Source organism: Nonomuraea recticatena, assembly GCF_039533245.1.
Classification (GTDB): Bacteria; Actinomycetota; Actinomycetes; order Streptosporangiales; family Streptosporangiaceae; genus Nonomuraea; species Nonomuraea roseola.
On record NZ_BAAATE010000011.1, the window covers coordinates 94,633 to 116,499 of the forward strand.

At 73.8% G+C, this 21,867-nt stretch carries 15 protein-coding genes and 3 pseudogenes; 17 read left to right on the forward strand and 1 reads right to left on the reverse strand.

The window, feature by feature from the left end:
* Positions 1–43 precede the first annotated feature (43 nt).
* From ABFX50_RS22195 to ABFX50_RS22265, 17 genes and pseudogenes are all read left to right on the forward strand, one after another.
* Entirely contained in the window at positions 44–301 is a 258-nt protein-coding gene (locus ABFX50_RS22195; protein ID WP_346149169.1) for an acyl carrier protein, read from the forward strand.
* Entirely contained in the window at positions 298–1,656 is a 1,359-nt protein-coding gene (locus ABFX50_RS22200) for a condensation domain-containing protein (protein WP_346149171.1), read from the forward strand. The genes ABFX50_RS22195 and ABFX50_RS22200 overlap by 4 nt, the downstream gene beginning before the upstream one ends.
* Positions 1,653–1,841, forward strand: a complete 189-nt coding sequence (locus ABFX50_RS22205; RefSeq protein ID WP_183659639.1) for an MbtH family protein — start codon at positions 1,653–1,655, stop codon at positions 1,839–1,841. Before ABFX50_RS22200 ends, ABFX50_RS22205 begins: the two co-directional genes overlap by 4 nt.
* Positions 1,838–3,250, forward strand: coding sequence for a condensation domain-containing protein (locus ABFX50_RS22210; protein WP_346149174.1), 1,413 nt, complete (start codon positions 1,838–1,840; stop codon positions 3,248–3,250). The genes ABFX50_RS22205 and ABFX50_RS22210 overlap by 4 nt, the downstream gene beginning before the upstream one ends.
* The gene (locus tag ABFX50_RS22215; protein ID WP_346149176.1) at positions 3,247–5,088 is read left to right on the forward strand and encodes a non-ribosomal peptide synthetase; all 1,842 of its coding nucleotides are present in this window, start codon (positions 3,247–3,249) and stop codon (positions 5,086–5,088) included. The genes ABFX50_RS22210 and ABFX50_RS22215 overlap by 4 nt, the downstream gene beginning before the upstream one ends.
* Positions 5,085–8,225, forward strand: a complete 3,141-nt coding sequence (locus ABFX50_RS22220) for an amino acid adenylation domain-containing protein (RefSeq protein WP_346149178.1) — start codon at positions 5,085–5,087, stop codon at positions 8,223–8,225. Before ABFX50_RS22215 ends, ABFX50_RS22220 begins: the two co-directional genes overlap by 4 nt.
* The gene (locus ABFX50_RS22225; RefSeq protein ID WP_346149179.1) at positions 8,225–9,562 is read left to right on the forward strand and encodes an FAD-dependent oxidoreductase; all 1,338 of its coding nucleotides are present in this window, start codon (positions 8,225–8,227) and stop codon (positions 9,560–9,562) included. Before ABFX50_RS22220 ends, ABFX50_RS22225 begins: the two co-directional genes overlap by 1 nt.
* On the forward strand, positions 9,559–10,236 hold the full coding sequence (locus ABFX50_RS22230) for a DUF6875 domain-containing protein (protein ID WP_346149181.1): 678 nt from the start codon (positions 9,559–9,561) through the stop codon (positions 10,234–10,236). The genes ABFX50_RS22225 and ABFX50_RS22230 overlap by 4 nt, the downstream gene beginning before the upstream one ends.
* Positions 10,233–11,621 (forward strand): annotated as a pseudogene (locus ABFX50_RS51340) (condensation domain-containing protein); the annotation flags it as partial. The gene ABFX50_RS22230 and the pseudogene ABFX50_RS51340, both read left to right, overlap by 4 nt.
* 9 nt (positions 11,622–11,630) lie before the next feature.
* Positions 11,631–12,995, forward strand: a pseudogene (locus ABFX50_RS51345) (amino acid adenylation domain-containing protein); the annotation flags it as partial.
* 435 nt (positions 12,996–13,430) lie between these two features.
* Positions 13,431–14,765: pseudogene (locus tag ABFX50_RS51350) on the forward strand (SDR family oxidoreductase); the annotation flags it as partial.
* Positions 14,758–16,074: an MFS transporter gene (locus ABFX50_RS22240; protein WP_346149185.1), complete on the forward strand. Its 1,317-nt coding sequence runs from the start codon at positions 14,758–14,760 to the stop codon at positions 16,072–16,074. The pseudogene ABFX50_RS51350 and the gene ABFX50_RS22240, both read left to right, overlap by 8 nt.
* A gap of 22 nt (positions 16,075–16,096) precedes the next feature.
* Positions 16,097–17,149 carry a methyltransferase gene (locus tag ABFX50_RS22245; RefSeq protein ID WP_346149187.1) on the forward strand — a complete coding sequence of 351 codons (1,053 nt, stop codon included), beginning with the start codon at positions 16,097–16,099 and terminating at the stop codon, positions 17,147–17,149.
* The gene (locus tag ABFX50_RS22250) at positions 17,146–17,982 is read left to right on the forward strand and encodes a Cof-type HAD-IIB family hydrolase (RefSeq protein WP_346149189.1); all 837 of its coding nucleotides are present in this window, start codon (positions 17,146–17,148) and stop codon (positions 17,980–17,982) included. The genes ABFX50_RS22245 and ABFX50_RS22250 overlap by 4 nt, the downstream gene beginning before the upstream one ends.
* Complete coding sequence (locus ABFX50_RS22255; protein WP_346149190.1) at positions 17,979–19,187, forward strand: class II D-tagatose-bisphosphate aldolase non-catalytic subunit; 1,209 nt, start codon at positions 17,979–17,981, stop codon at positions 19,185–19,187. The genes ABFX50_RS22250 and ABFX50_RS22255 overlap by 4 nt, the downstream gene beginning before the upstream one ends.
* Complete coding sequence (locus tag ABFX50_RS22260) at positions 19,180–20,169, forward strand: glycosyltransferase family 2 protein (RefSeq protein WP_346149192.1); 990 nt, start codon at positions 19,180–19,182, stop codon at positions 20,167–20,169. The genes ABFX50_RS22255 and ABFX50_RS22260 overlap by 8 nt, the downstream gene beginning before the upstream one ends.
* Entirely contained in the window at positions 20,166–20,807 is a 642-nt protein-coding gene (locus ABFX50_RS22265; protein WP_346149194.1) for a ribulose-phosphate 3-epimerase, read from the forward strand. The genes ABFX50_RS22260 and ABFX50_RS22265 overlap by 4 nt, the downstream gene beginning before the upstream one ends.
* Before the next feature lie 27 nt (positions 20,808–20,834).
* Here ABFX50_RS22265 and ABFX50_RS22270 read toward each other — a convergent pair whose 3' ends face one another.
* Complete coding sequence (locus ABFX50_RS22270; protein WP_183659651.1) at positions 20,835–21,857, reverse strand: LacI family DNA-binding transcriptional regulator; 1,023 nt, start codon at positions 21,855–21,857, stop codon at positions 20,835–20,837.
* Between the last annotated feature and the right edge of the window lie 10 nt (positions 21,858–21,867).

Here is a 21,867-nt window from a genome sequence, read left to right on the forward strand (position 1 = left end):
GCCGCTGGAGGAGCCTCGCGTTAGCCAGGCGGAGGAGTCTCGCATGAGGCCGGTGGAGGAGCCTCGCGTCAGGCGGCGGGTGGCGGAGCTGGTCTCGCGTGCGACCGACGGTGAGCTGGAGGTCGAGGAGATCATGGCCGCCGACTGCTCGCTGACCGCCCTCGGTGTCGGCTCGCTCGCCTTCCTGCGCCTGATCGACGCGCTGGAGGAGGAGTACGGCGTGCAGATCGACCTGGCGGCGCCCGCCGGCGCGCTCGACAGCCTGGACGAGATCGTCGCCCACCTCGGGGCGACACGATGATCACAGAGGTCGGCGGCGAGAGCGTGGAGTTCACCGGCGAGCGGGTGGCCGGCGCCCCGCTCACCTGGGGCCAGCAGTCCATCTGGCACTCCACCCGCTGGCTCGAGGACGGCGACCCGTACTTCAACCTGCCATGGGTGCTGCCCGTCCACGGCAGGCGCGACCTGAAGACCGTCCTTTCGGCGTTGGGCGCGCTGCTCGACAGGCACGAGAGCCTCCGCACCACCTGGGAGGACACCCCTCGCGGGCCGGTCCAGCAGGTGAAGGGCCACGGCGAGCTGAGGGTCGAGGTGGTCGAGGCCGCGGAGGTGAAGCCCAGGCAGGCCGCCGCGACCGTGGCGGCCGAGCTGGCGGCCACCGGCTTCGACTACGCCCGCGAGCTGCCTCTGCGCTGCTCGGTGGTCTGCGACAGCGCCGGCCGTCCAGGGGCGCTCGCCTTCGCCCTGACGCACTTCGCGGTGGACGGCTGGGCGCTGGACCTGCTGGCCGCCGAGTGGCGAGCGCTGCTGACGGGCAGGCCGCTGCCCGCCCCCCTCTGGCATCCGCTCGACCAGGCCGCCTTCGAGCAGGGGGAGGGCGCGGCGCGGGGCGCGCGCTCGCTGCGCTACTGGCGCGAGGCCATGGACAGGGCGCCTGCCACGCTGTTCGGCGAGCGGAAGCAGGAGCCCGAGCGGCCGAGGTTCGTCAAGGTCGGCATGGAGTCGGCCGCGCTGGCGGCCGCCGCCGAGATCCTCGCGGCGCGCTGGGCGGTCAGCACCACCAGCGTCCTGGTCGCGGCCACCGCCGTCCTGCTCGGTGAGATGACGGGACAGCGTGACATCGCGCTGCAGTTCATCGTGGGCAACAGGCACGACCCGCGGATGCGCGCCATGGTCGGCACCGCCGTCCAGGACGGGCTGTTCGTCCTCGCCATCCCCGACGGGCACGTCGCGGACGCGGCCAGGGCCGCGCACGCCTCGGCCATGGCCGCCTACCGGCACGCCCACTACGACCCCGCCGAGCAGCGGGCGCTGCGCGACGAGCCGGGCAGGCCCGACCTGTCGGCCTACTTCAACGACGTGCGGTCCTTCCCCGGCTGGCCGAACCGGCCGAGGGGACATCCCGCCGAACTCACCGGCAGGACCAGGACCTTCCACGCGGGCGCGTGGGACGAGGTGGACGCCTCGTTCTTCCTTTCCACGGGCCCCGCGACCGACACCTGCCAGCTCTACCTGCTGACCGACACGGCCAGGCTGTCACGGGCGGCGGCCGAGGCGATGCTGCGGGCGATCGAGACGCTGCTCGTCACGAGCGTCACGCGGGACGTGCCGCTCGCCGGGATCGGCGGGCTCGGGATCTACGAGGAGACGCGATGAGCGACGACATGATGCTGGTGGTCGTCAACCACGAGGAGCAGTACTCCGTGTGGTGGGCCGACCGCGACCCGCCCTCGGGCTGGACTCCGACAGGCTTCGCCGGCACCAGGCAGGAGTGCCTGGACCACATCGCGACCGTCTGGACCGACCTGCGCCCGCTCAGCGCGCGGGGGACGGAACGTTGATCTCCGCCGACCGGCGTCAGGAACTGCTGGGCCGCCTGGCCGCGCTGCCGCCCGAGCGCCGGGCGGCCATGCGCAGGTCGCTCGGCTCGTCGAGGCCCGAGGGCAGGGTGTGGCCGCTGTCGTTCGGGCAGGAGCGGCTGTGGTTCCTCAGCAGGTTCGACCCCACCGACACCAGCTACCACGTGCCGTGGACCGTGCGGCTGCGCGGCCCCGCCGACGGGGGAGCGCTGGAAGCGGCGCTGGGCCGCATCGTCGAACGGCACGAGGTGCTGCGCACCAGGTTCGTGATGGAAGGGGACAGATCTGGACAGGTCGTGCTGGCGCCCCACCCTTTCGCGCTCGAACGCCTGGATCCGCGGCCCGATCCTGACGCCGCGGTGGCCGCGTACACGGGCAGGCCGTTCGACCTGCGCCACGACCCGCCGATCAGGGCGGCGTTGCTCCGCCTCGGTCATGACGACCACCTGCTGTCCATCGTGGTCCACCACGTCGCCGTCGACGGCTGGTCGCTGGACGTCCTGATGAGGGAGCTGGCCGCCTGCTACGAGGCGGCCAGGCGGGGCGGGGAGCCCGAGCTGGCCGAGCTGCCCCTGCAGTACAAGGATTACGCGGTGTGGAGCAGGGAGCGTGCGGACGGCGAGGGCAGCGGGCACCTCGGCCACTGGAGGGAGAGGCTGGCGGGAGCGCCCGTGCTCGACCTGCCCACCGATCATCCCCGCCCCGCCCGGTGGACGGGCAGGGGCGGACGGTGCCGGCTCGCCCTGCCCGACGCGAGGACGGCCAGGCTGGAGGCGTTCCTCAAGGGCGAGCGGTGCACGCTGTTCATGGGCCTGCTGGCCGTCTTCCACGCCGTGCTCGCAAGGGCGGCGGGCCAGGACGACGTCTGCGTAGGGGTGCCCGTCGCGGGTCGCGACCGCACCGAGTTCGCGCCGCTGATCGGCTACTTCTCCAACACGCTGGTGCTCCGAGGCGACCTGTCGGGCGATCCCTCCCTCCGTGAGCTGTTGCGCCGAACCAGGGTCGCGACCCTGACCGCGCTCCAGCACGCCGAGGCGCCGTTCGAGCGGGTGCTCGCGGCGGCCGGCACGCCGCGCGACCTCAGCAGGCCGCCGCTGTGCCAGGCGATGTTCAACCTGTCGCACCACCTGCCCAAGGCCGATCTGCTGCGCGCCACGATGGCCGACCTGTCCGTGGCCGTGTGGCCGCCGCCGCCGGGGGGCCGTACCAAGAGCGAGATCTCGGCCGACCTGTACAGAGGGCCCGAAGGACTGGGCGGGTGGCTGGAGTTCAACAGCGACCTGTTCTCCACGCGGCGGGCGGAGGGGCTCGCGGCGGACTTCGCCGCACTGGCCGGACGGCTGGCCGACGAGCCCGACCTGCGGCTGTCAGAGCTGAAAGGACGATCGTGACGACGCTGGAACTGCTCAGGCGCAGGCGGGCGTCGGCCCCTCGGGCCGTCGCCGTCAGCGGCGTGGACGGCGAGCTGACCTACGAGGAGCTGCTCGGCCGCGCCGACGCCCTGGCCGGGCTGCTGCGCGAGCACGGCGTGCGGCCAGGGGTGCCCGTCGGGCTGTGCATGCCGCGCACCACCGGCATGGTCGTGGCGCTGCTGGCCGTCTGGGCGGCCGGCGGCGCGTACGTGCCGCTCGACCCCGGCTTTCCCGCAGGACGGCTGCGGCTGATGCGCGAGGACGCGGGCGCCGGCCTGGTGCTGACGCAGGAGGGCGTGGACCCGAGCCTGCTGGCGGGCGCGTCCATGACGCTGACCCTCACCCCGGGCGGAGAGGCGGCCACCGCGGGGCGTCTCCCCCTGGTGGAGGAGCACGGAGACCTCGCCTATCTGATCTACACCTCCGGCTCCACCGGCGGGCCCAAGGGTGTGGCGGTCACGCACCGCGCGGTGACGAACCTGATCGAATCCTTCACCGGCCTGCTCGGGCTCAGCTCACGCGATGTCTGGCTGGCCGTCACCACGCTGTCGTTCGACATCTCCGTCCTGGAGCTGCTGCTGCCGCTCGCGTGCGGCGCGCGGGTCGCCCTCGCCTCCGCGGCGGAGGCCGCCGACGGCAGAGCGCTGCGCGCCCGCGCCCTCGCCGAGGGCGCCACGGTCATGCAGGCCACCCCCTCGGGCTGGCGGATCCTGTTGGAGGCGGGCGTGCCCGAGAGTGTCGGCCTGCGCCTGAGCGGCGGCGAGGCGCTGCCGCGAGACCTGGCCGACCGGCTGCTGGAGGGCGGCGCCCGGCTGCTCAACGTGTACGGCCCGACCGAGACCACGGTCTGGTCCACCGCGGGCGACGTCGCGCAGGGCGCGGGCCCCGTCGACCTCGGCCTGCCGATCGCCCGCACCCGGCTGCACATCCTCGGCCCCGACGGCAGAGCCGTGCCTCCCGGGGAGCAGGGCGAGCTGCACATCGGCGGCGACGGTCTCGCCAGGGGCTACCACGGCATGCCCGCGCTGACCGCCGACCGCTTCCTGCCCGACCCGTTCTCGAGCGAGCCAGGCGCCCGCATGTACGCCACCGGCGACCTGGCCACGCGCACCCCCGACGGCAGGCTGCACTACCTCGGCAGGGCCGACCAGCAGGTCAAGATCCGCGGCTTCCGCATCGAGCTCGGCGAGGTCGAGAGCGCCCTGCGGGCCGCCCCCGAGGTACGGCAGGCTGCGGCCCGCGTGCACGAGGGCCCCGACGGGCAGCCCAGGCTGGTCGCCCACGTGGTCCCGAACGAGCCGTGCGAGGCGGAGGAGCTGTGGCCCGCGCTGCGCGAGCGCCTGCGCGCGGCCCTTCCCGAGTACATGGTCCCCGGCCGTCTGGTCGTCATGGCCGCGCTGCCGCTCACCCCCGGCGGCAAGCTCGACAGGAACGCGCTGCCGCCCCCCGACTGGTCCCGCGCGGTCGCCGCCTACCGGGCGCCCACCACCCCTGTCGAGGCCGAGCTGGCCGAGCTGTGGGGCGAGGTGCTCGGCCTCGGCGAACCCGTCGGCGTGGACGACGACTTCTTCGACCTCGGAGGGCACTCGCTGGCCGCGGGCCGCATCATCGCCAGGATCCAGTCGAGGTTCACCGTCGAGGCGCCGATCCTCGTTCTCTTCGAGAACCCGACCGTCGCGGGCCTCGCCCGCGAGCTGGACCGCCTCGACGACAGCGGGCTCGACCTGACCACCGTCGCCGCGCTGCACGACCAGCTCGACGGGCTCAGCGCCGAGGACCTGGACGCGCTCTTCGACGAACTGGCGCAGGGCTCGTGAAGGCGCCCCTGTCGCCCGCGCAGGAGCGGCTCTGGCTCCTGCAGCGACTCGACCCCGACGACGCCGCGTACACGATGTACCTGGTGCGCCGCCTGCGAGGCGCCCTCGACACCGCCGCGCTGACCAGGGCGTTCGGGCAGGTCGTGGCGCGCCACGAGAGCCTGCGGACCTCCTTCGCCGAGCAGGACGGCGTGCCATGGGCGATGGCCGAGCCTCATGGAGCGTCCGCGCCGCCCGTCGAGTGGCTGCCCGCGGCAGGCGAGCGTGAGGCCGCCGAGCTGGTCGCCGAGCGCGTCAACGCGCCATTCGATCTGTCGGAGGGTGTCCCGCTCAGGATCGCGGTCGTCAGACTCGCCGCCGACGACCACGTCCTCTGCCTGACGCTGCACCACATCATCGCCGACGGCACCTCGCTCAACCTCCTGCTGGACGAGCTGGGCGAGTGCTACGGCGCCGCCGTCGAGGGCCGCGCGCCGGTCCTGGCGAAGCTGGGGGTACGGCCGAGCGACTACGCACGCTGGCAGCGGCACAGGGCCGAGCGGGCGGCGCCGTACTGGCTGGAGCGGCTGGCCCGCCCGCCCGTCACCGAGCTGCCCTTCGCCCGCGCCCGTCCGTCGGGAACGGGCGCCTTCCACACGGTCCGCGTCGACGCCGGCCTCGCGGGGCGCGTCGAGCGGCTCGCGGGACGGCACCGCGCCACGCCCTTCATGGTGCTGACCGCCGCCTACCAGGCGCTGCTCTCGCGGCACAGCGGGCAGCGGGACCTGCTGGTCGGGGCGGTCTTCGCCGGGCGCGACAGGGTCGAGCTCGAACCGGTGGTCGGCTACCTCGCCCAGACCGTCGTCCTGAGAGCCGACCTCGGCGGCGACCCCTCCTTCGCCGAGCTCCTGACCAGGACGAGAGCGGACGCGCTGGCCGCCATGGGCAGGCCGGGCCCGCCGTTCGAGCGGCTCGACCTGCCCGTGGACACGCTGCTGCCGACCATGCTCGTCCTCCACGACCGCGTCTCGCCGCCCGCCTCGTTCGGCGGGCTGGAGGTGTCGGACTTCGCGGCGGGATACCGGCAGGCGAAGGTCGGGCTGCTGCTGGAGGGGGCGTGGGACGACGACGGCGGTCTCGTGCTCACCTTCTGCCATGACACCGGGCTGCTGGACAGGGCCGAGGTGGAGCTGCTGGCCGCCAGGTTCGTGCGGCTGCTGGAATCCGCGGTGGACCGGCCGCACGAGGCCGTGTCCGACCTGCGGATCTGGACGGACCAGGACGAGAGCGCCATCAGGGCCCTCGCCTCCCCGCGCCCCGCTGCCCGCGAGGACGCGCGCGGCGTGCCAGAGCTGATCGAGGCGTCGGCGCACGGACGGCCGGAGGCTCCCGCCGTCCTCTGCGGCGAACGGACCGTCACCTACGGCGAGCTGTGGGCGTGGGCGGGAGAGCTGGCCGCGGCGCTGCGTGGGCACGGGGTGCGCGAAGGCGACGTGGTGGGGGTGTGCCTGCCCCGCTCCATCGAGGCGATCGTCGCCCTGCTGGCCGTCTGGCGGGCGGGCGCCGCCTACCTGCCGCTCGATCCTGACGATCCGCCCGAACGGCACGCGCCGGCCCTGGAGACGGCGGGGGCCGCCCGCGCGGTCTCCAGGATCGGACTGCCCGGCGACATCCAGGTGATCGACCCCGCGACCCCGCACCCGAAGGCCCCGCAACCCAAGGCCCCCCACGTGGAGTCGCCGCAGGGGCCGCCGCCCGCGCCACCCGGTCCCTCGTCGGCGGCTTACGCGATCGCCACCTCGGGCTCCACGGGTCGTCCCAAGACCGTCCTGGTCGAGCACGGCGCCCTCGCCGCGCGCGTGCGCTGGATGCGCGAGGAGTACGGCCTGACACCGGCCGACCGTGTCGTCCAGTTCGCCTCGCTGAGCTTCGACGCCCACGTCGAGGAGATCTTCCCCGCGCTCGCCGCAGGAGCCTGCCTCGTGCTGCTGCCCGAGGGCGCCACCGGCCTGCCCGACGTGCTCGGCAGCCCGGCGGGCCGCGGCGTCACCGTGCTCGACCTGCCCACCGCCTACTGGCACGGGCTGACCGAGACCGCAGACGAGGTGGCCTGGCCGCCCGGCCTGCGGCTGGTGATCATCGGCGGCGAGCAGGCCGACGCCGCCGCCGTGGCCCGCTGGCGCGCAGGTCCCTGCCGGGACGTACGGCTGGTCAACACCTACGGGCCGACGGAGACCACCGTGATCGCCACCGCCGCCGACCTGGGCGCGGACGACGCGGCGCGCAGGCCGCCGATCGGGCGGCCCATCGCGGCGACGTCGGCGCTCGTGCTCGACGTGCGCGGCCGTCCGCTTCCCGCGGGAGCGGCGGGCGAGCTGGTCGTCGGCGGAGCGGGCGTGGCGCGCGGCTACCTCGGCCGCCCCGATCTGACGGCCGACCGTTTCGTCCCCGACCCTTCGGGACACGGCGCGCGACGCTACCGCACAGGCGACAGGGCCCGCCTGCGCTCCGACGGCTCGCTGGAGTTCCTCGGCAGGCTCGACGACCAGCTCAAGGTGCGCGGCGTGCGCGTCGAGCCGGGCGAGGTCGAGGCCAGGCTGACCGGACATCCAGGGGTCGGCGCGGCGGCCGTCACCGCCAGGGGTGACGACCTGGTGGCCTACTACACGGGCGCGGCCGAACCCGCCGAGCTTCGCGCCCACGCCGCCCGCGCGTTGCCGCGCGGCCTGGTGCCCACCCAGTGGGTACGGCTGGACGCGCTGCCGCTGACGACCGGCGGCAAGCTCGACAGGGCCGCGCTGCCCGAGCCGTCACGCACGCGGACGGCCGGCGGCGTCGCTCCACGCACCGAGACCGAGCAGCTGGTCGCGGACGTCTGGGCGGGGCTGCTCGGACTCGACGAGCTGGGCGTCTTCGACGACCTCTTCGAGCTGGGCGCCCACTCGCTGCTGGCCACCCGCCTCGCGGCCAGGCTGCGCTCGATGCTCGGCGTCGAGGTGCCGATCCGCGCCGTGTTCGAGCGGACGACGGTCGCCGCGCTGGCCGAGGTCGTGGAGGAGCTGTTGCTCGAGGAGATCGCGGGCCTGACCGAGGAGGAGGCGCTCGACGTGCTGACCGGACAAGTGGGAGCGCTCCCGTGCGGAGAGGGAGGGCCCTGATGGGAGAGAGCGTGACGATCGTCGGCGCGGGACTGTCGGGGTCGCTCCTGGCGATCCTGCTTGCCAGGCGCGGCCACCGGGTGGAGGTCTTCGAACGGCGCGGCGACCCGCGCGTGGGCGCCCACGACGCGGGACGGTCGATCAACCTCGGGCTCTCGGCCCGCGGCATCATGGCGCTGCGCAGGGCGGAACTGTGGGAGGAGGTCAGGCCGCTCACCGTGCCGATGCGCGGACGACTCGTCCACAGGCGGGGCAGGCCGCCCGCCTTCCACCCCTACGGCAGGGACCCCTCCCAGATCCTCTACTCGATCAGGCGCGACGCCCTGGCCACGCTGCTCGTCTCCCGGGCCGAGAAGGAGCAGGACGTGCGCTTCTTCTTCGACACCCGCTGCGTCGCCGTCGACAGGGAGCGGGCGGCGATCACCGTCGAGGGGCAGGCGGGGCCGCGCGAGGTGCGCGCCGACTTCGTGGTGGGCGCCGACGGCGCGTTCTCCGTGGTGCGCGCCGAGACGCACAGGGGACTGCCCGCCGACTTCCGCCAGGAGTTCCTCGACTGGGGGTACAAGGAGCTGACCATCCCGCCCGCACCCGGCGGCGGCCCGCGCGTGCCGATCGAGGCGCTGCACGTGTGGCCCGGCAGCGAGGGCCTGGTCGTCGGCCACCCCAACCTCGACGACTCCCTCACCTGCACGCTGTTCATGGCCCACGACAGGCTCACCGCGCTGACCGGCGAGGACGAGGCGGAGGCGCTGTTCCTCGAGCACTTCCCCGGACTGCTCGATCTGGTCCCCGACCTGGCCGGCCAGGTGACGGCAGGGCCCGTCGGCCACCTGGTCACCGTCCGCACCTCGCCGTGGCGCCATCGTGACCGCGTCGTCCTGGTCGGCGACGCCTGCCACGCCGTCTACCCCTTCTACGGCCAGGGCATGAACTCCTCCTTCGAGGACTGCGTCGTCCTGGACGAGCGCATGGCCGCCCACCCCGGCGACCGCGCCGCGGCCTTCGCCGCCTACCAGGAGCTGCGCAGACCGCACACCGACGTGCTGGCCGAGCTGTCGGCGCAGAACTTCCTCGAACTGCGCGACGGGCTGCGCTCGCCGCTCCATCTGGCCAGGAAGAAGGCCGACCACGCGCTGCACAGGCTCTTCCCCCGCGCGTGGGTGCCGCTCTACACGCTGGTCTCGCACACCACCACGCCCTACGGCGACGCGCTGCGCAGAGCCCGTGTCCAGGACCGCGTCGCGGGGGCGGCGGTCCTGGCGGGCACCGCGCTGCTGGCGGCGGCCGCCCTCCGTGGCGTACGGCGGGCTCGCGGCGACAGGAGAGGTCCTTCGTGATCACCCATCCCCAGGACGAGTCGATGATCCTCTTCGAGGCGGCGGACCTGGTCCCCGCCGGGCCTGACGGCGACGGCCGGGCGGGCGAGCTGCTGCGCCTCCACGGCGACGAGCTCAGGGCCGTCGTCACGTGGGCGCGCGAGTACCTGTGCAGGCCGCATCCCGAGCTGGGACGCAGGGGGGCCGTCTGCCCGTACACGCAGGCCTCGCTCGACAGGGGGGCCTTCCTGATGGCCGTACTGCCGGGCAGGCCCGCAGGGGTCGCCGAGCTCACACAGGTGATCGAGCGGCACAGGGACTGGTTCGCCGAGCTGGCGCCGAGGGAGCGGCCCGAGTCCCTGCACAGCACCATCCTGGTCCTCCTGCCGGGCATGGCCGACGACCTGGCGGCCATCGACGCGGCCCAGGCCGAGCTGAAGGACGAGTTCGTGCCACACGGACTGATGATCGGAGAGTTCCACGACGGCCCCCCCGACAAGCAGGGGCTGTGGAACGCGGCGTTCAGGCCGCTGCGCAGCCCGGTCCCGATGCTGGTGATCCGGCACATGGTCGCCACCGACCTGCCGTTCCTCATGACCGACGCCGCACACCTGTCGGCCTACAGGCGGGTCTTCGGCGACCACGTTCCCGCGCACCTGCGGGAGCTGGCCGAGAGCGTGGTGAGCGAGCCGTGACAGAAGCGTCGCAGAAACCCCCCGGACGCCCCGGCGCACTGCCCGAGGGGGCTCTGGCCAGGCTGATCGAGCGCAGGAAGGGCACGGGCATCCCCAGGCGCGAGCCTGGCCTGGCCGTACCGCTGACAGGGACGCAGGAGCGGCTGTGGTTCCTCGACCAGGCGGGACAGGACGCCGCGGCCTACCTGTGCTGGGCGGGCAACAGGCTCAGGGGGCCGCTGGAGACGGCGGCGCTGCGCGCGGCGCTGGCGGCCGTCGTGGCCAGGCACGAGGCGTTACGCACCGCCATCGTCGAGGGGCCTACCGGACGACCCGTCCAGGTCGTGCGCGCCCTCGCCGAGCTCGACCTCGACGCGCTCCTCGAGCTCGCCTCCGTCCCGCCGCCCTCCGGCGAGGAGGCGGCGCGACGCCTCGCCGACGCCTTCGTGGCCAGGCCGTTCGCGCTGGACAGGCCGCCGCTCATGCGGGCGCTGCTCGTCGAGCTCGCTCCCGACGACCACATCCTGCTGCTCTGCCTGCACCACATCGTCTGCGACGGCCCCTCCCTCGAGGTGATCCTCGACGAGGTCCACGCCGCGCTCGCGGGGGAACGGCAGGACCCGGCTCCTCCCACGCAGTTCCCCGACTACGCGGCCTGGCTGGCGAGCAGGGGAGGCAAGCAGCTCGAAGCCGACCTGCGCTACTGGCGGCGGCAGCTGGCAGGGGCTCCCGCCCTCCTCGACCTGCCCGCCGACAGGCCGAGGCCCCCGGCGCCCAGCGGGCGCGGCGCCAGGCACTCCCTCCCGCTGCCCCGCGAGCTCGCCCTCCGGCTGGCCGAGTTCGCCGGACGGCGCAGGGCGACGCCGTTCATGCTGGTGACGGCCGCGCTCGCGGTCACGCTCGCGCGCCACGCCGACCAGGACGACATCGTGATCGGCACGCCCGCCGACAACAGGGACCTGCAGGAGCTCGAACGCTCGGTCGGCATGTACGCCAACACCGTCGCGCTGCGCTTCGGACTCGACGGCAACCCGACGCTGGCCGAGGTGCTCGACCAGGTCAGGAGGGTGGACACCGAGGGGCTTGACCACAGGAGGGCGCCGTTCGAGGAGGTCGTCGGGCTCGTCGGCGGACGCCGCGACCTCAGCCACAACCCGGTCTTCCAGGTCATGCTGGTGGTCGAGCGGGCGCCTCGCCGGCGGGCCTCCACGGCGGCCGGGCTCACGGTGGACGGCTGGGCGCCGCCCGTCCCCGCGGCGCGATTCGACCTGACCGTCGTCGCGGTGACCGGCCCCGAGACCTTCGAGCTGCACCTGGACTACGCCAAGGACCTGTTCGACGAGGGCACGGCGGCGGCGATGGCCGAACGGCTCGCGGCGGTGCTGGAGGCGCTGGTCACCGACGAGAACCAGCGCATGTGGCACGTCCCGTTCCCTCCCCCCGAACCACCCACTCAGCCACCTCGGACGGAGGACGCGCCCTGGGAGTCGGTGGTGGACAGGATCGCCGGCTGGGCGGCCAGGGCCCCCGAGGCGCCCGCCGTCGTGGGCGAGGAGGGCACGCTCGGCTACGGCGAGCTCCTCGCGCGCGCGGACCTGCTCGCCGACCGGTTACGCACGGTCCTGGCCGGGGGTGAGCGCGACCAGATCGTCGCCCTCGTGCTGCCCGCGGGAGCGGAGGCGGTCGTCGCCGTCCTGGCCGTGCTGCGGGCCGGGGCCGCCTACCTCCCCTTGGACCCCGGGCATCCGCCCGCCAGGCTCGCGGCCCTGCTCCGCGAGGCGTCGGCGGCCGCGGTGATCGTGGCCCCCGGCCTGGAGCCGACGGTAGGCGACTACGACGGCCCCATCCTGCGCTCGAACTCCGCATCGGCCGAGACCACCTCGTCCAGGACAGGGAGCTCTTCGGCCGGGTCGGGGACCTCGTTCGCCGGAGAGGGCAGCCCGCGTGAGGTGGGTCCTGATGACCTGGCGTACGTGATCTACACCTCCGGATCCACCGGCGCGCCCAAGGGCGTGATGGTCACCCATGGCACGCTCGACAGGCTCACCCGCTCCTTCGCCGACCTCCACGGGTTCGGGCCGGGACAGCGGCTGCTGATGCTGCCCCCGCTGACCTTCGACGCCTCGGTAGGGGACCTGTTCCCCGCCCTCACCACCGGCGCCGCCGTCGTGCCACACCCCGAGCCCGCCCGTCTCGACGGCGCCGAACTCGTCAGGTTCTGCCGTGAGCACGGCGTCACCGCGGTCGACACGGCCGCCTCGCTGTGGCGACGCTGGGTCGGCGACCTGGCGGCCACGGACGTCCCCGACGACTGGCCGGTGCGGATCATGATGATCGGGGGAGAGGAGGCCAGGGCAGAGGACGTCCGCGCCTGGCAGCGGATCACCGCGGGCCGCTGCGATCTCTACAACCACTACGGACCCACCGAGGCCACGGTCTGCGCCACCGTCCACAGGTTCGGGGGCGGCGACGACCTCGGCGCGCTGTGGCGGGTGCCCATCGGGACCCCGCTGCCCCACGTGACCGCTCGGGTCCTCGACCGACACGGCGGGCTCGCACCCGTGGGCGTGGTGGGCGAACTGCACCTCGGGGGCGACTGCCTGGCCCGCGGCTATCTCGGCCGCCAGGACCTGACCGCCGACCGCTTCGTCCCCGACCCGTACGGCCCGGCGGGCAGCCGCCTCTACCGCACGGGCGACCTGGCCCGCATGAGGCGAGACGGAAGCCTCGAGTTCTGCGGGCGGCGCGACCGGCAGGTGAAGATCCGCGGCCACCGGGTGGAGCCGGCCGAGGTGGAGGCCGCCATCGCCGCCCACCCGGGCATCGCCGACGCCGCCGTGATCGCGAAGGACGACCGCCTGATCGCCTACCTCACCCTCGCACCATCAACGACCCCCACCTCCCCGACCTCCGCCACGCGGATCTCCGCCACCACTTCCCCGACCTCGGCCACGCCGATCTCCGCGAACGCGGCGGATGGCGTCGGGAGAGCCGGCGGGGCGGGGGAGCGGGAGGGCGGTGTGCTCGAAGGGCTGCGGCGGCGGCTCAGGGGCCGGTTGCCTGGACACCTGCTGCCCTCCCAGTTCATCGTCGTGCCCGCCATCCCGCGGACGGCGCACGGCAAGGTGGACCAGGCCGCGCTCCCACCCCCCGACCGGCGGACCGGCGAGCACGTGCCGCCCGTGGGCGCCGTCGAGACGGCTCTCGCGCACGTGTGGGCGCAGGCGCTCCGCGTGCCCGAGGTGGGAAGGACCGACAACTTCTTCGAGCTCGGCGGGCACTCCCTGCTGGCCGCGAGCGTCGTCGCGCAGACGCGTCGCGTCCTCGGCGTGGAGGTCCCGCTGTGCGCCCTGCTGGAGAGCGCCGACCTGTCCGACCTCGCCGCCCTGATCGAAGGCCACCGCGTGACGGAGGACGACCCCGACCTCGCGGCCGAGGCCGCTCTCCCCGCCGACCTCGTAACCCTCGCGCAGACCCGTGAGGTCCTCGCGACGCCGGCGACGAGCCCGTCTGCCGTGCTCGTCACGGGCGCGACCGGCTTCCTCGGCGCGCACCTGGTCGCCCAGCTCACCGTCCGCACCGAGGCCGACATCCTCTGCCTCGTCAGGGCCTCCGACGAGCGTGAAGCCGCGGCGCGGGTGCTGGACAACCTCCGCTCCCACGGCCTGGAAGCCGACCCGGCCAGGATCGTCGGGGTGCCGGGAGATCTGGCCCAGGAGCGGTACGGCATGACGCCGGACGCCTTCGCCGCGCTCGCCCGCCGTACCGGCGTGATCTGTCACAACGGCGGCAGGGTGAACTTCGCGGAGAGCTACGCCAGGCTGCGCCCGGTCAACGTCGACGGCACGCTGGAGGCGATGCGGCTGGCCGCGCTCGGAGGAGCCCGCCTGCACCTGGTCTCCACGCTCGGCGTCTTCCTCGGCGACGCCCACAGGGGCAGGCCGGTCACCGAGCTGGACCCTCCCGACGACCCCGAGGGGCTCGGCAGCGGCTACGACCAGAGCAAGTGGGTCGCCGACAGGCTCGCCCGCGAGGGCAGGACGGCGGGCCTGCGGGTGTCGGTGCACAGGCCCGCCAGGGTGAGCGGCGACAGCCGTACGGGAAGGGGCAACGCGGGCGACTACTTCAGCCGCCTGCTGGCCACCTGCGCCGCCCTCGGCGCGGTGCCCGACCTGCCGTTCGAGGAGGATCTCGCGCCCGTCGACTACGTCGCGGCCGGGATCGCGCACCTGGCGCTCACGAGCGACGCCGACGGCGAGCACCACTACTTCAACGGCGCGACCATCTCCTACGCGGGCATCGCGCGGACGATGGGCGCCGATCTGGTGCCGTGGGGCCGGTGGAGGTCGGCCGTCCTGGAAGGGGGCGAGCGGCTGCCGCTGGCGCCGTTCGCGGCGACGCTGCCGGAGCAGACGCCGCGCTTCGAGCGACCGCTGTTCGACTGCGGACGCACCGAGAAGCTCCTTTCTGCGGCGGGCATCACCTGCCCGCCCGCCGACACCGCCCTGCTGGACAGGTATCTGGGCCACCTGGGGTCCGGTCGTGAGTGAGCGCGCGGACATGATCCGCTTCGCGGGCATCTGGACCGCCTCCCTGCTCTCGGGCGTCGGCTCCAGCCTGACCGCCTTCGTGCTCGGCGTGTGGGTGTACCAGACGACGGGCTCGCCGACCCAGTTCGCGCTGGTCATGCTCTGCGGGCTGCTGCCCGGCATCCTGATCGGCCCGTTCGCGGGGATGGTGGCCGACAGGTTCGACAGGCGGTGGGTGCTGATCGTCACCGACTGCCTCGCCGCGCTGCCCACCGCCGCGGTGGCCGCGCTGGTGAGCACGGACCTGCTGGAGGTCTGGCACCTGTGCCTCGCGACGGCGATCAGCGCCGCGTGCGGGACCTTCCACGTGACGACCTACCAGGCGATGACCCCGCTGCTGATCCCCGCGAAGCACCTCGGCAGGGCCAACGGCCTCATGCAGCTCACCGCGGCCTCGCAGATCGCCGCGCCGGTGCTGGCCGGAGGGCTCATGGTGGCCATCGGCATGGCGGGGGTGCTGGTCGTGGACCTGGCCACGTTCAGCGTGGCCGTCCTGACGCTGCTGCTGGTCAGGCTGCCCGCGACCGTCCTGCGGCCCAACCAGGGCAGGGAAAGGCCCGCCGTCGGGGCCGACCTCGCGTGGGGGTGGCGGCACCTGCGAGCCAGGCCCGCGCTGATGGGCCTGGTGCTCGTCCAGACCGGGTTCAACTTCGTGTTCGCGGTCGCGGGGGTGCTCGTCCAGCCCCTGATCATGTCGTTCGCCTCGCCCGGCGTACTCGGCGTGCTGATGTTCGCCGGGGGCGCGGGCATGTTCGCCGGCGGCCTGTTCATGGCGGCGTGGGGCGGGCCCGCCCGGCGGGTCGGCGGGATGGCCCTGTTCATGGCGCTCGGCAGCCTCTTCCTGATGGCCCACGCCCTGCGGCCCTCGCCGCTGCTCGTGGGGGTGGCCGCCGCCGCCTTCCTGTTCACGCTGCCCGTCGTCAACGGGTGCGCGCACACCGTCATGCAGGCCAAGGTCGAGCGGGACGTGCTCGGCAGGGTCCTCGGCACCGCGCACTCGCTGGGCGCGGCGGCCACGCCCATCGCCTACCTGCTGGCCGCCCCACTCGCCGAGTACCTGGCCGACCCCCTGCTACGGCAGGACGGCGCGCTCGCCGGCAGTCTCGGCGCGGTCGTCGGTGTGGGCGAAGGAAGGGGCATCGCCCTGGTCCTGCTCGCCGACGGCGTGCTGCTGGCCGCGCTGGCCGCCGCCGTCGTCCTCGCCCCCCGGCTTCGCACGCTGGAGAGCGCCCTGCCCGACGCCGCGCCTCAGAGCGTCACCACCGGCTGACCGCACCGCAGAAAGGACCCGTATGCCGCTCGCCCTGCCGCCCGACGAGGCCCGCGCCTTCCTCCAGGGACAGGCGCCCGCCCCGATGCTCGACCTGGTCGGCATGATGGCCTGCCACGCCGTCACCGCCGGGCTGCGCCTGGGCCTGTTCGACGCGCTGGCCGAGGGAGCGCGCGACCTCCCCTGGCTGTCCGCCGAGCTGAAGGCCGACCCCGAGGCGCTGACCCTGCTGCTCGACCTGCTCGTCCGCACCGGATACCTGGAGCGGGAGGAGCACGGCTACGCCAACAGCGCGGCCTCCGCCGCCTCGCTGTGCACGGGCTCTCCCACCTACTACGGCCACGTCCTGCCGGTATGGCACGCCATCGTCGGCGAGCTCTGGGACGGCCTGGCCGACGCCGTACGGACGGGCCGCCCGCCCGGCGGCTTCTACCCCTGGCTCGAACAGCGGCCCCGGCTCTCCGCGGCCTTCCACACCCTGCAGGGCGGCCTGGCCTCCTGGCTGGCCGAGGAGGTCGTCGAGCTGGCCGGACCCCTGGAGGGCGCGACCGGCCTGCTCGACCTCGGCGGCGGCCACGGACTCTACAGCGAGGCGTTCTGCCGCGCCCACCCCCGGCTGACGGCCACCGTGGTGGACCTGCCCGGCGCGCTCGAGGACGGCACGACGCACGAGCGCGTCACCCGCCACGCCGCCGACCTCGCCAAGGAGGGCATCGACGGGGAGTACGACGTGGTCCTGCTGTTCAACGTCCTGCACGGCTTCCCCGAGGAAGAGGCGAGGGGCCTGCTGGCTCGGGCGGCGGGCGCCGTACGGCAGGGCGGCCGGTTGCTGGTGCTGGAGACCGTGCTCGAACCCACGGACGAGCACAGGGGAGGGCAGGCGGAGGCGGCGTTCACGGCGGGCTTCTCGCTCAGCCTCTGGCACACGCAGGGCGGCGCGGTCCGCCCCGCGCGGACGATCGAGGACTGGCTCGGCGAGGCCGGCTGTGTCGCGCTCGCCCGTCACGAGCTGAGCCGCTCGGCCACGCACACGCTCTTCATCGCCACCCCCGCCGGAAGGGAGGCGCTCCGATGACGCTCGGATGGAACGACTCCGTGGGGCTCGTCGTCGCCGACGTGGACGACACTCTCGCCCCGCCCTTCCACGACCTCGGCGACGAGCTGGCCGACGAGCTGACCGCCCTGCTCGCCTCGGGGGTCAGGATGCTGCTGGCCAGCGGGGCGGGGCTGGAGGGGATCAGGGAGAGGGTGGTCTCCCGCCTGCCCGCCGAGCTGCGGGCAGGCGTCCTGGTCGCGCACTGCAACGGCGCCGAGGTGTACGGCTTCGACGAGCGCGGTGAGCAGCGCGAGCAGGTCATGTTCTCGGTCGTCGACGCGGCCCATCGCACGACGCTGCGCGGCGCGGTCCACATAGCCGAGCTGCTCATGAAGGAGTTCGATCTCGCCCACGCCGAGGGCCGGCCGAGCCGGGGCGCCGCGCTGCTCGACGACAGGGGCGTGCAGGTCACCCTCGACCTCAGCGGGCCCGCCGAGCGCGACCCGGTGCTCGCCAGGGCCCGCGAGCTGCTGGAGGAGAGCGGCCTCGACGTGGAGGCCCGTCCAGGCGGCGCCTCCGCCGTCGACCTCGTGCTGCCCCACGTGGACAAGGGCCATGCCGTACGCGCGCTGATCGGCTGCGGCCTCGCGGGGCCCGGCGAGGTCGAGGTCTGGGGCGACCAGTTCTCCGTGCGCGGGGGCGGCGCCGACGTGGCCATGGCCATGGCGGTGCCTCAGGGGAGCCGAGTGATCAGCTTCAGGGCCGTGCCGCCGTGCGACGTGCCCGCCGTACCCGGCATGCGGATCTGGCCAGGTCCGCGCCATCTCGACGAAGGCGTCCTCGATCACCTGAGAACAAGGAGAAACCCATGAAGATGGCGCGGTTGTTCGACGACCATGCCCGCGAACCTTTCACGCTCCTCGGCGTGGGACCGATGAGCCCGACCGTGGTGGACGCCTCCATCGAGTGCGCGGCCGAGCACGACGCGCCCATCGTGTTCATCGCCAGCCGCAACCAGGTCGAGGCGCGCGACCTCGGCGGCGGGTACGTCGCGGGATGGACCTCGAGAGATCTGCGGGAGTACGTGCGGGAGCGGGCAGAGGCCCACGGCCACGCGGGACCCCTCTACGTGGGGCGCGACCACGGCGGCCCGTGGCAGCGCGACGACGACCACCGGGCGGGCCTCGGCTGGGAGGAGGCGATGGACAGCGCGATGCGCTCCTACCGCGAGGACATCGAGGCCGGCTTCGACTACCTGCACATCGACACCGCCAAGGACCCCGCCTTCCCCCGCGGCGTGCCGCTCGATCTGGCCGCCGACCGCGCCGTCCACGTGCTGCGCGAGGTCGAGGCCTTCCGCGCGGGTGGCGGCCACCCCGAGGTGGCCTACGAGGTCAGTCTGGAGGAGGCCAACGGCACCAGCTCCACCCCCGCCGACTTCGCCTACTTCATGGACACGCTGCTGAAGCGCGTCGAGCACCACGGACTGCCCAGGCCGCTGTTCATGGTCGGTAACACCGGCACACTCACCGGGCTGAGCCAGGCCGGCCGCGTCGACTTCGAGACGGTCGGCGCGCTGGCCGAGACCGCCGCGCGGCACGGGGTCGTGCTGAAGGAGCACAACGCCGACTACCTCCCCTTCGACGACCTGGCCAGGCATCCCGCCGCGGGCATCGGCATGGCCAACGTCGCACCGGAGTTCGGCAGGCTGCAGACCGAGGCGCTGCTGCGCCTGGCGGCGCTGGAGAGCGCCGCCTGCCGCCGCCGCGGCCTGCCGGGCTCGGCCTTCGGCGAGATCCTGACCGACCTCGTCTTCCGCTCCGACCGCTGGCGCAAGTGGGTCCGCTCGGGCGCGGACCTGGCCACCAGCGACGCGGTCGTGCTGGCCAACGGCCACTACTTCGACAGCCACCAGTCCGTACGGCAGGCGCGCGCGGTCCTGATGCGCAACTGCGCCACCATGGGCATCTGCGCCGACCCCGCGGGCTTCGTCCGCCATTCGATCAAGGAGGGGCTGCGCCGCTACCTGTTCGCCTTCGAGCTGACCGGACGCAACCAGGAGCTGTGCGTTGCCTAGCCCCGCCGCCTTCGTCATCCCCTTCTGGTCGGACGGCCGGCCGCACCGGCTGCGCTACCTGCGGGAGGCGCTCGACAGCGTCGCCGCGCAGACCGACCCCGACGTGCTCGCCATCGTCGTCGACGACGGCTCGGACAGCGAGCGCGACCTGGCCGAGCTGACCGGATGGGCCGAGCGCGACGACCGGCTCCTGCTGGTCAGAGCCGCCGACAACAGGGGCCCCGGCCGCTGCCGCAACCTCGGCGTCGCCGCCGCCCGGCGCGCAGGCGCCGAGCTGATCTGCTTCCTCGACTCCGACGACCTCGCCCACCCCGCAAGGGCCGCGACCGCCCGCGCGATGCTGGCCGCCGACCCCGAGGCGGACGTGGTCTACTCGGGCTTCACGGTGATCGGCGACGACGGCGCCCAGGTGCCGAAGGAGCGCCTGATCAGCGGCATCAGGATCATCATGGACGACATCGACCGGCGCCCGCTGGAGGGCCACGACTGCTGGATCCCCATCGCCGTCGAACGCGACAACCTGACCATCCCCTCCGCGCTCAGCGCCCGCACGACGCTGGCGGCCGCCGTGCCCTTCCCCGAGCACTGCCGCTTCTTCGAGGACACCCACACGTGGCTGCGCTACTCCGCCCACGGCGCCAAGATCCTGTTCGCGCCCGGCACGCCGTCCCGCTACCGCGTGCCCGACGACACCAAGGGCAGCGAGTCGCGGCTCAGGGCGGGCGGCATCGAGGCGTTCAACAGGCTGAGGGTGGAGGTCACCGCGCCGGGCCTGGCCGAGGCGGTGCGGCTGGCCGTACGGCGGGGCGTCATCGACGAGGCGCGCGGGCTGGCCGTCCGCACCAGATACCTGCTCAACGTGGCGGCGATGCTGAGGCTCGAGGGCAGCCACGAGACCGCCGACGATCTCGTACGGCAGGCGCGCGAGCTGTCGCCCGCCGACTTCGCCGCCTACCGCGGGCGCTACGAGGTGGACGCGTGAAGGCCTTCGTCTCGCTGTGGTCGGCCGACCCGCTCGACATCGGAGGCGACATCGACCGCGTGGCGGGCCACGCCGACGGCTTCCACATCGACGTCACCGACGGGCATCTCACCCCGCAGCTGCTGTTCGGTCCCGACTTCGTCGCCGCCGTGCGCAAGCGGACCGAGCTGGCGATCGAGGTCCACCTCATGGTCACGCACGCCGACGTCTGGATCGGCCCCTTCCTCGAGGCGGGGGCCGACATCGTGACCGTGCACAGGCGAAGCACCCGCGACCTGCCCGCCACGCTCGCCCGCGTGGCCGAAGGCGGCGCCACGCCCGGGCTGGCCGTGGAGACGCACGAGCAGGTGGGCGACGTCACAGCCCTCGCGGGCGCCTTCGACCGGCTGCTGCTCATGGGTACCGAGATCGGCGTCAAAGGGGTGGAGGTCGACCCCCGCGTCTACGGCAGGATCGGCGAGGCCGTCGCGCTGCGGGAGGGCATGGGCGGCTTCGACCTCTTCGTGGACGGCGGGATCAGGCGGCACACGGTCGGGCTCATGGCGGCGGCGGGCGCCGACGGCGTGATCCCCGGCAGCTTCGTCTACGGCGCCCCCGACCCCGCCGCCCGCCTGGCCTGGCTGCACGGCCTCCGCTGAGCCGCGCCCCTGCCGCCCGCTCGGGGCTCAGGCCGAGTCGCGGATCACGAGGTGGGTGTCGAGGATCACCACGGGCTGCTCGAGCCGTTCGCCGTTGATGCGGGAGACGAGGAGATGGGCCATCTGGCGGCCCATCGCCTCCGAGGGGTTGTGGACGGTGGTGAGCGCGGGCGAGGAGTGCGCCCCCGCGGGGGAGTCGTCGAAGCCGATCACCGCCACGTCTCCCGGCACGTCCTTGCCGCTCTCCTTGAGCACCCTGATCGCGCCCAGCGCCATGGGGTCGGAGGCGGTGAAGACGGCGTCGAGCTCGGGATGCTCGGCCAGCAGCGTGCGCATGGCCGTCATGCCGCTCTCCTCGCTGAAGTCGCTGCCGTAGATCACGATCTCCTGCAGCCCCGTGGCCAGCAGCGCGTCGCGGTAGCCGGCGAGGCGGTCCACGCCCACGCCCATGTCCTGAGGACCCGCGATCGTGGCGATCCTGCTGCGCCCCTTGGAGACGAGGTACTTCACCGCCTGCCTGGCCCCGCCCCTGTTGTCCATGTCGACGTAGCTGTAGGGAGCCAGGCCGACAGGCCGGCCGCCGAGCACGGTCGGCACGCCCAGCGCCTCGAGCCTGCCGGGCAGCGGATCGGCGCCGTGCAGCGAGATCAGCAGCGCCCCGTCGACGTGCTGCCCGGTGAGGTACTGCTCCAGGCGCTGGTGCTCCTCCTGGGTCTGGGCCATCGCCAGGATGAGCTGCAGCCCCGTCTCGGCCAGCGCCGAGCCGATGCCGCGGATCGTGCCGGCGAAGAACGGCTCGTCGAACAGCCGCTGCTGGGTCTCGGAGACCACCAGCGCGACGGTGTCGGTGCGGCGCGTCACCAGCGTGCGCGCCGCCCTGTTCGGCACGTAGCCCAGCTCCTCGATGGCCTGCAGGACGGCCGTCCTGGCCCTGTCGCTGACCTTCGGCGAGCCGTTGATCACCCGTGACACCGTGCCGCGGCCGACTCCTGCGAGTGCGGCGACCGCCTCCAGCGTTGGGCGCACTGCGGCGTGGCGGTCCCCGTTCATGGATGTCTTC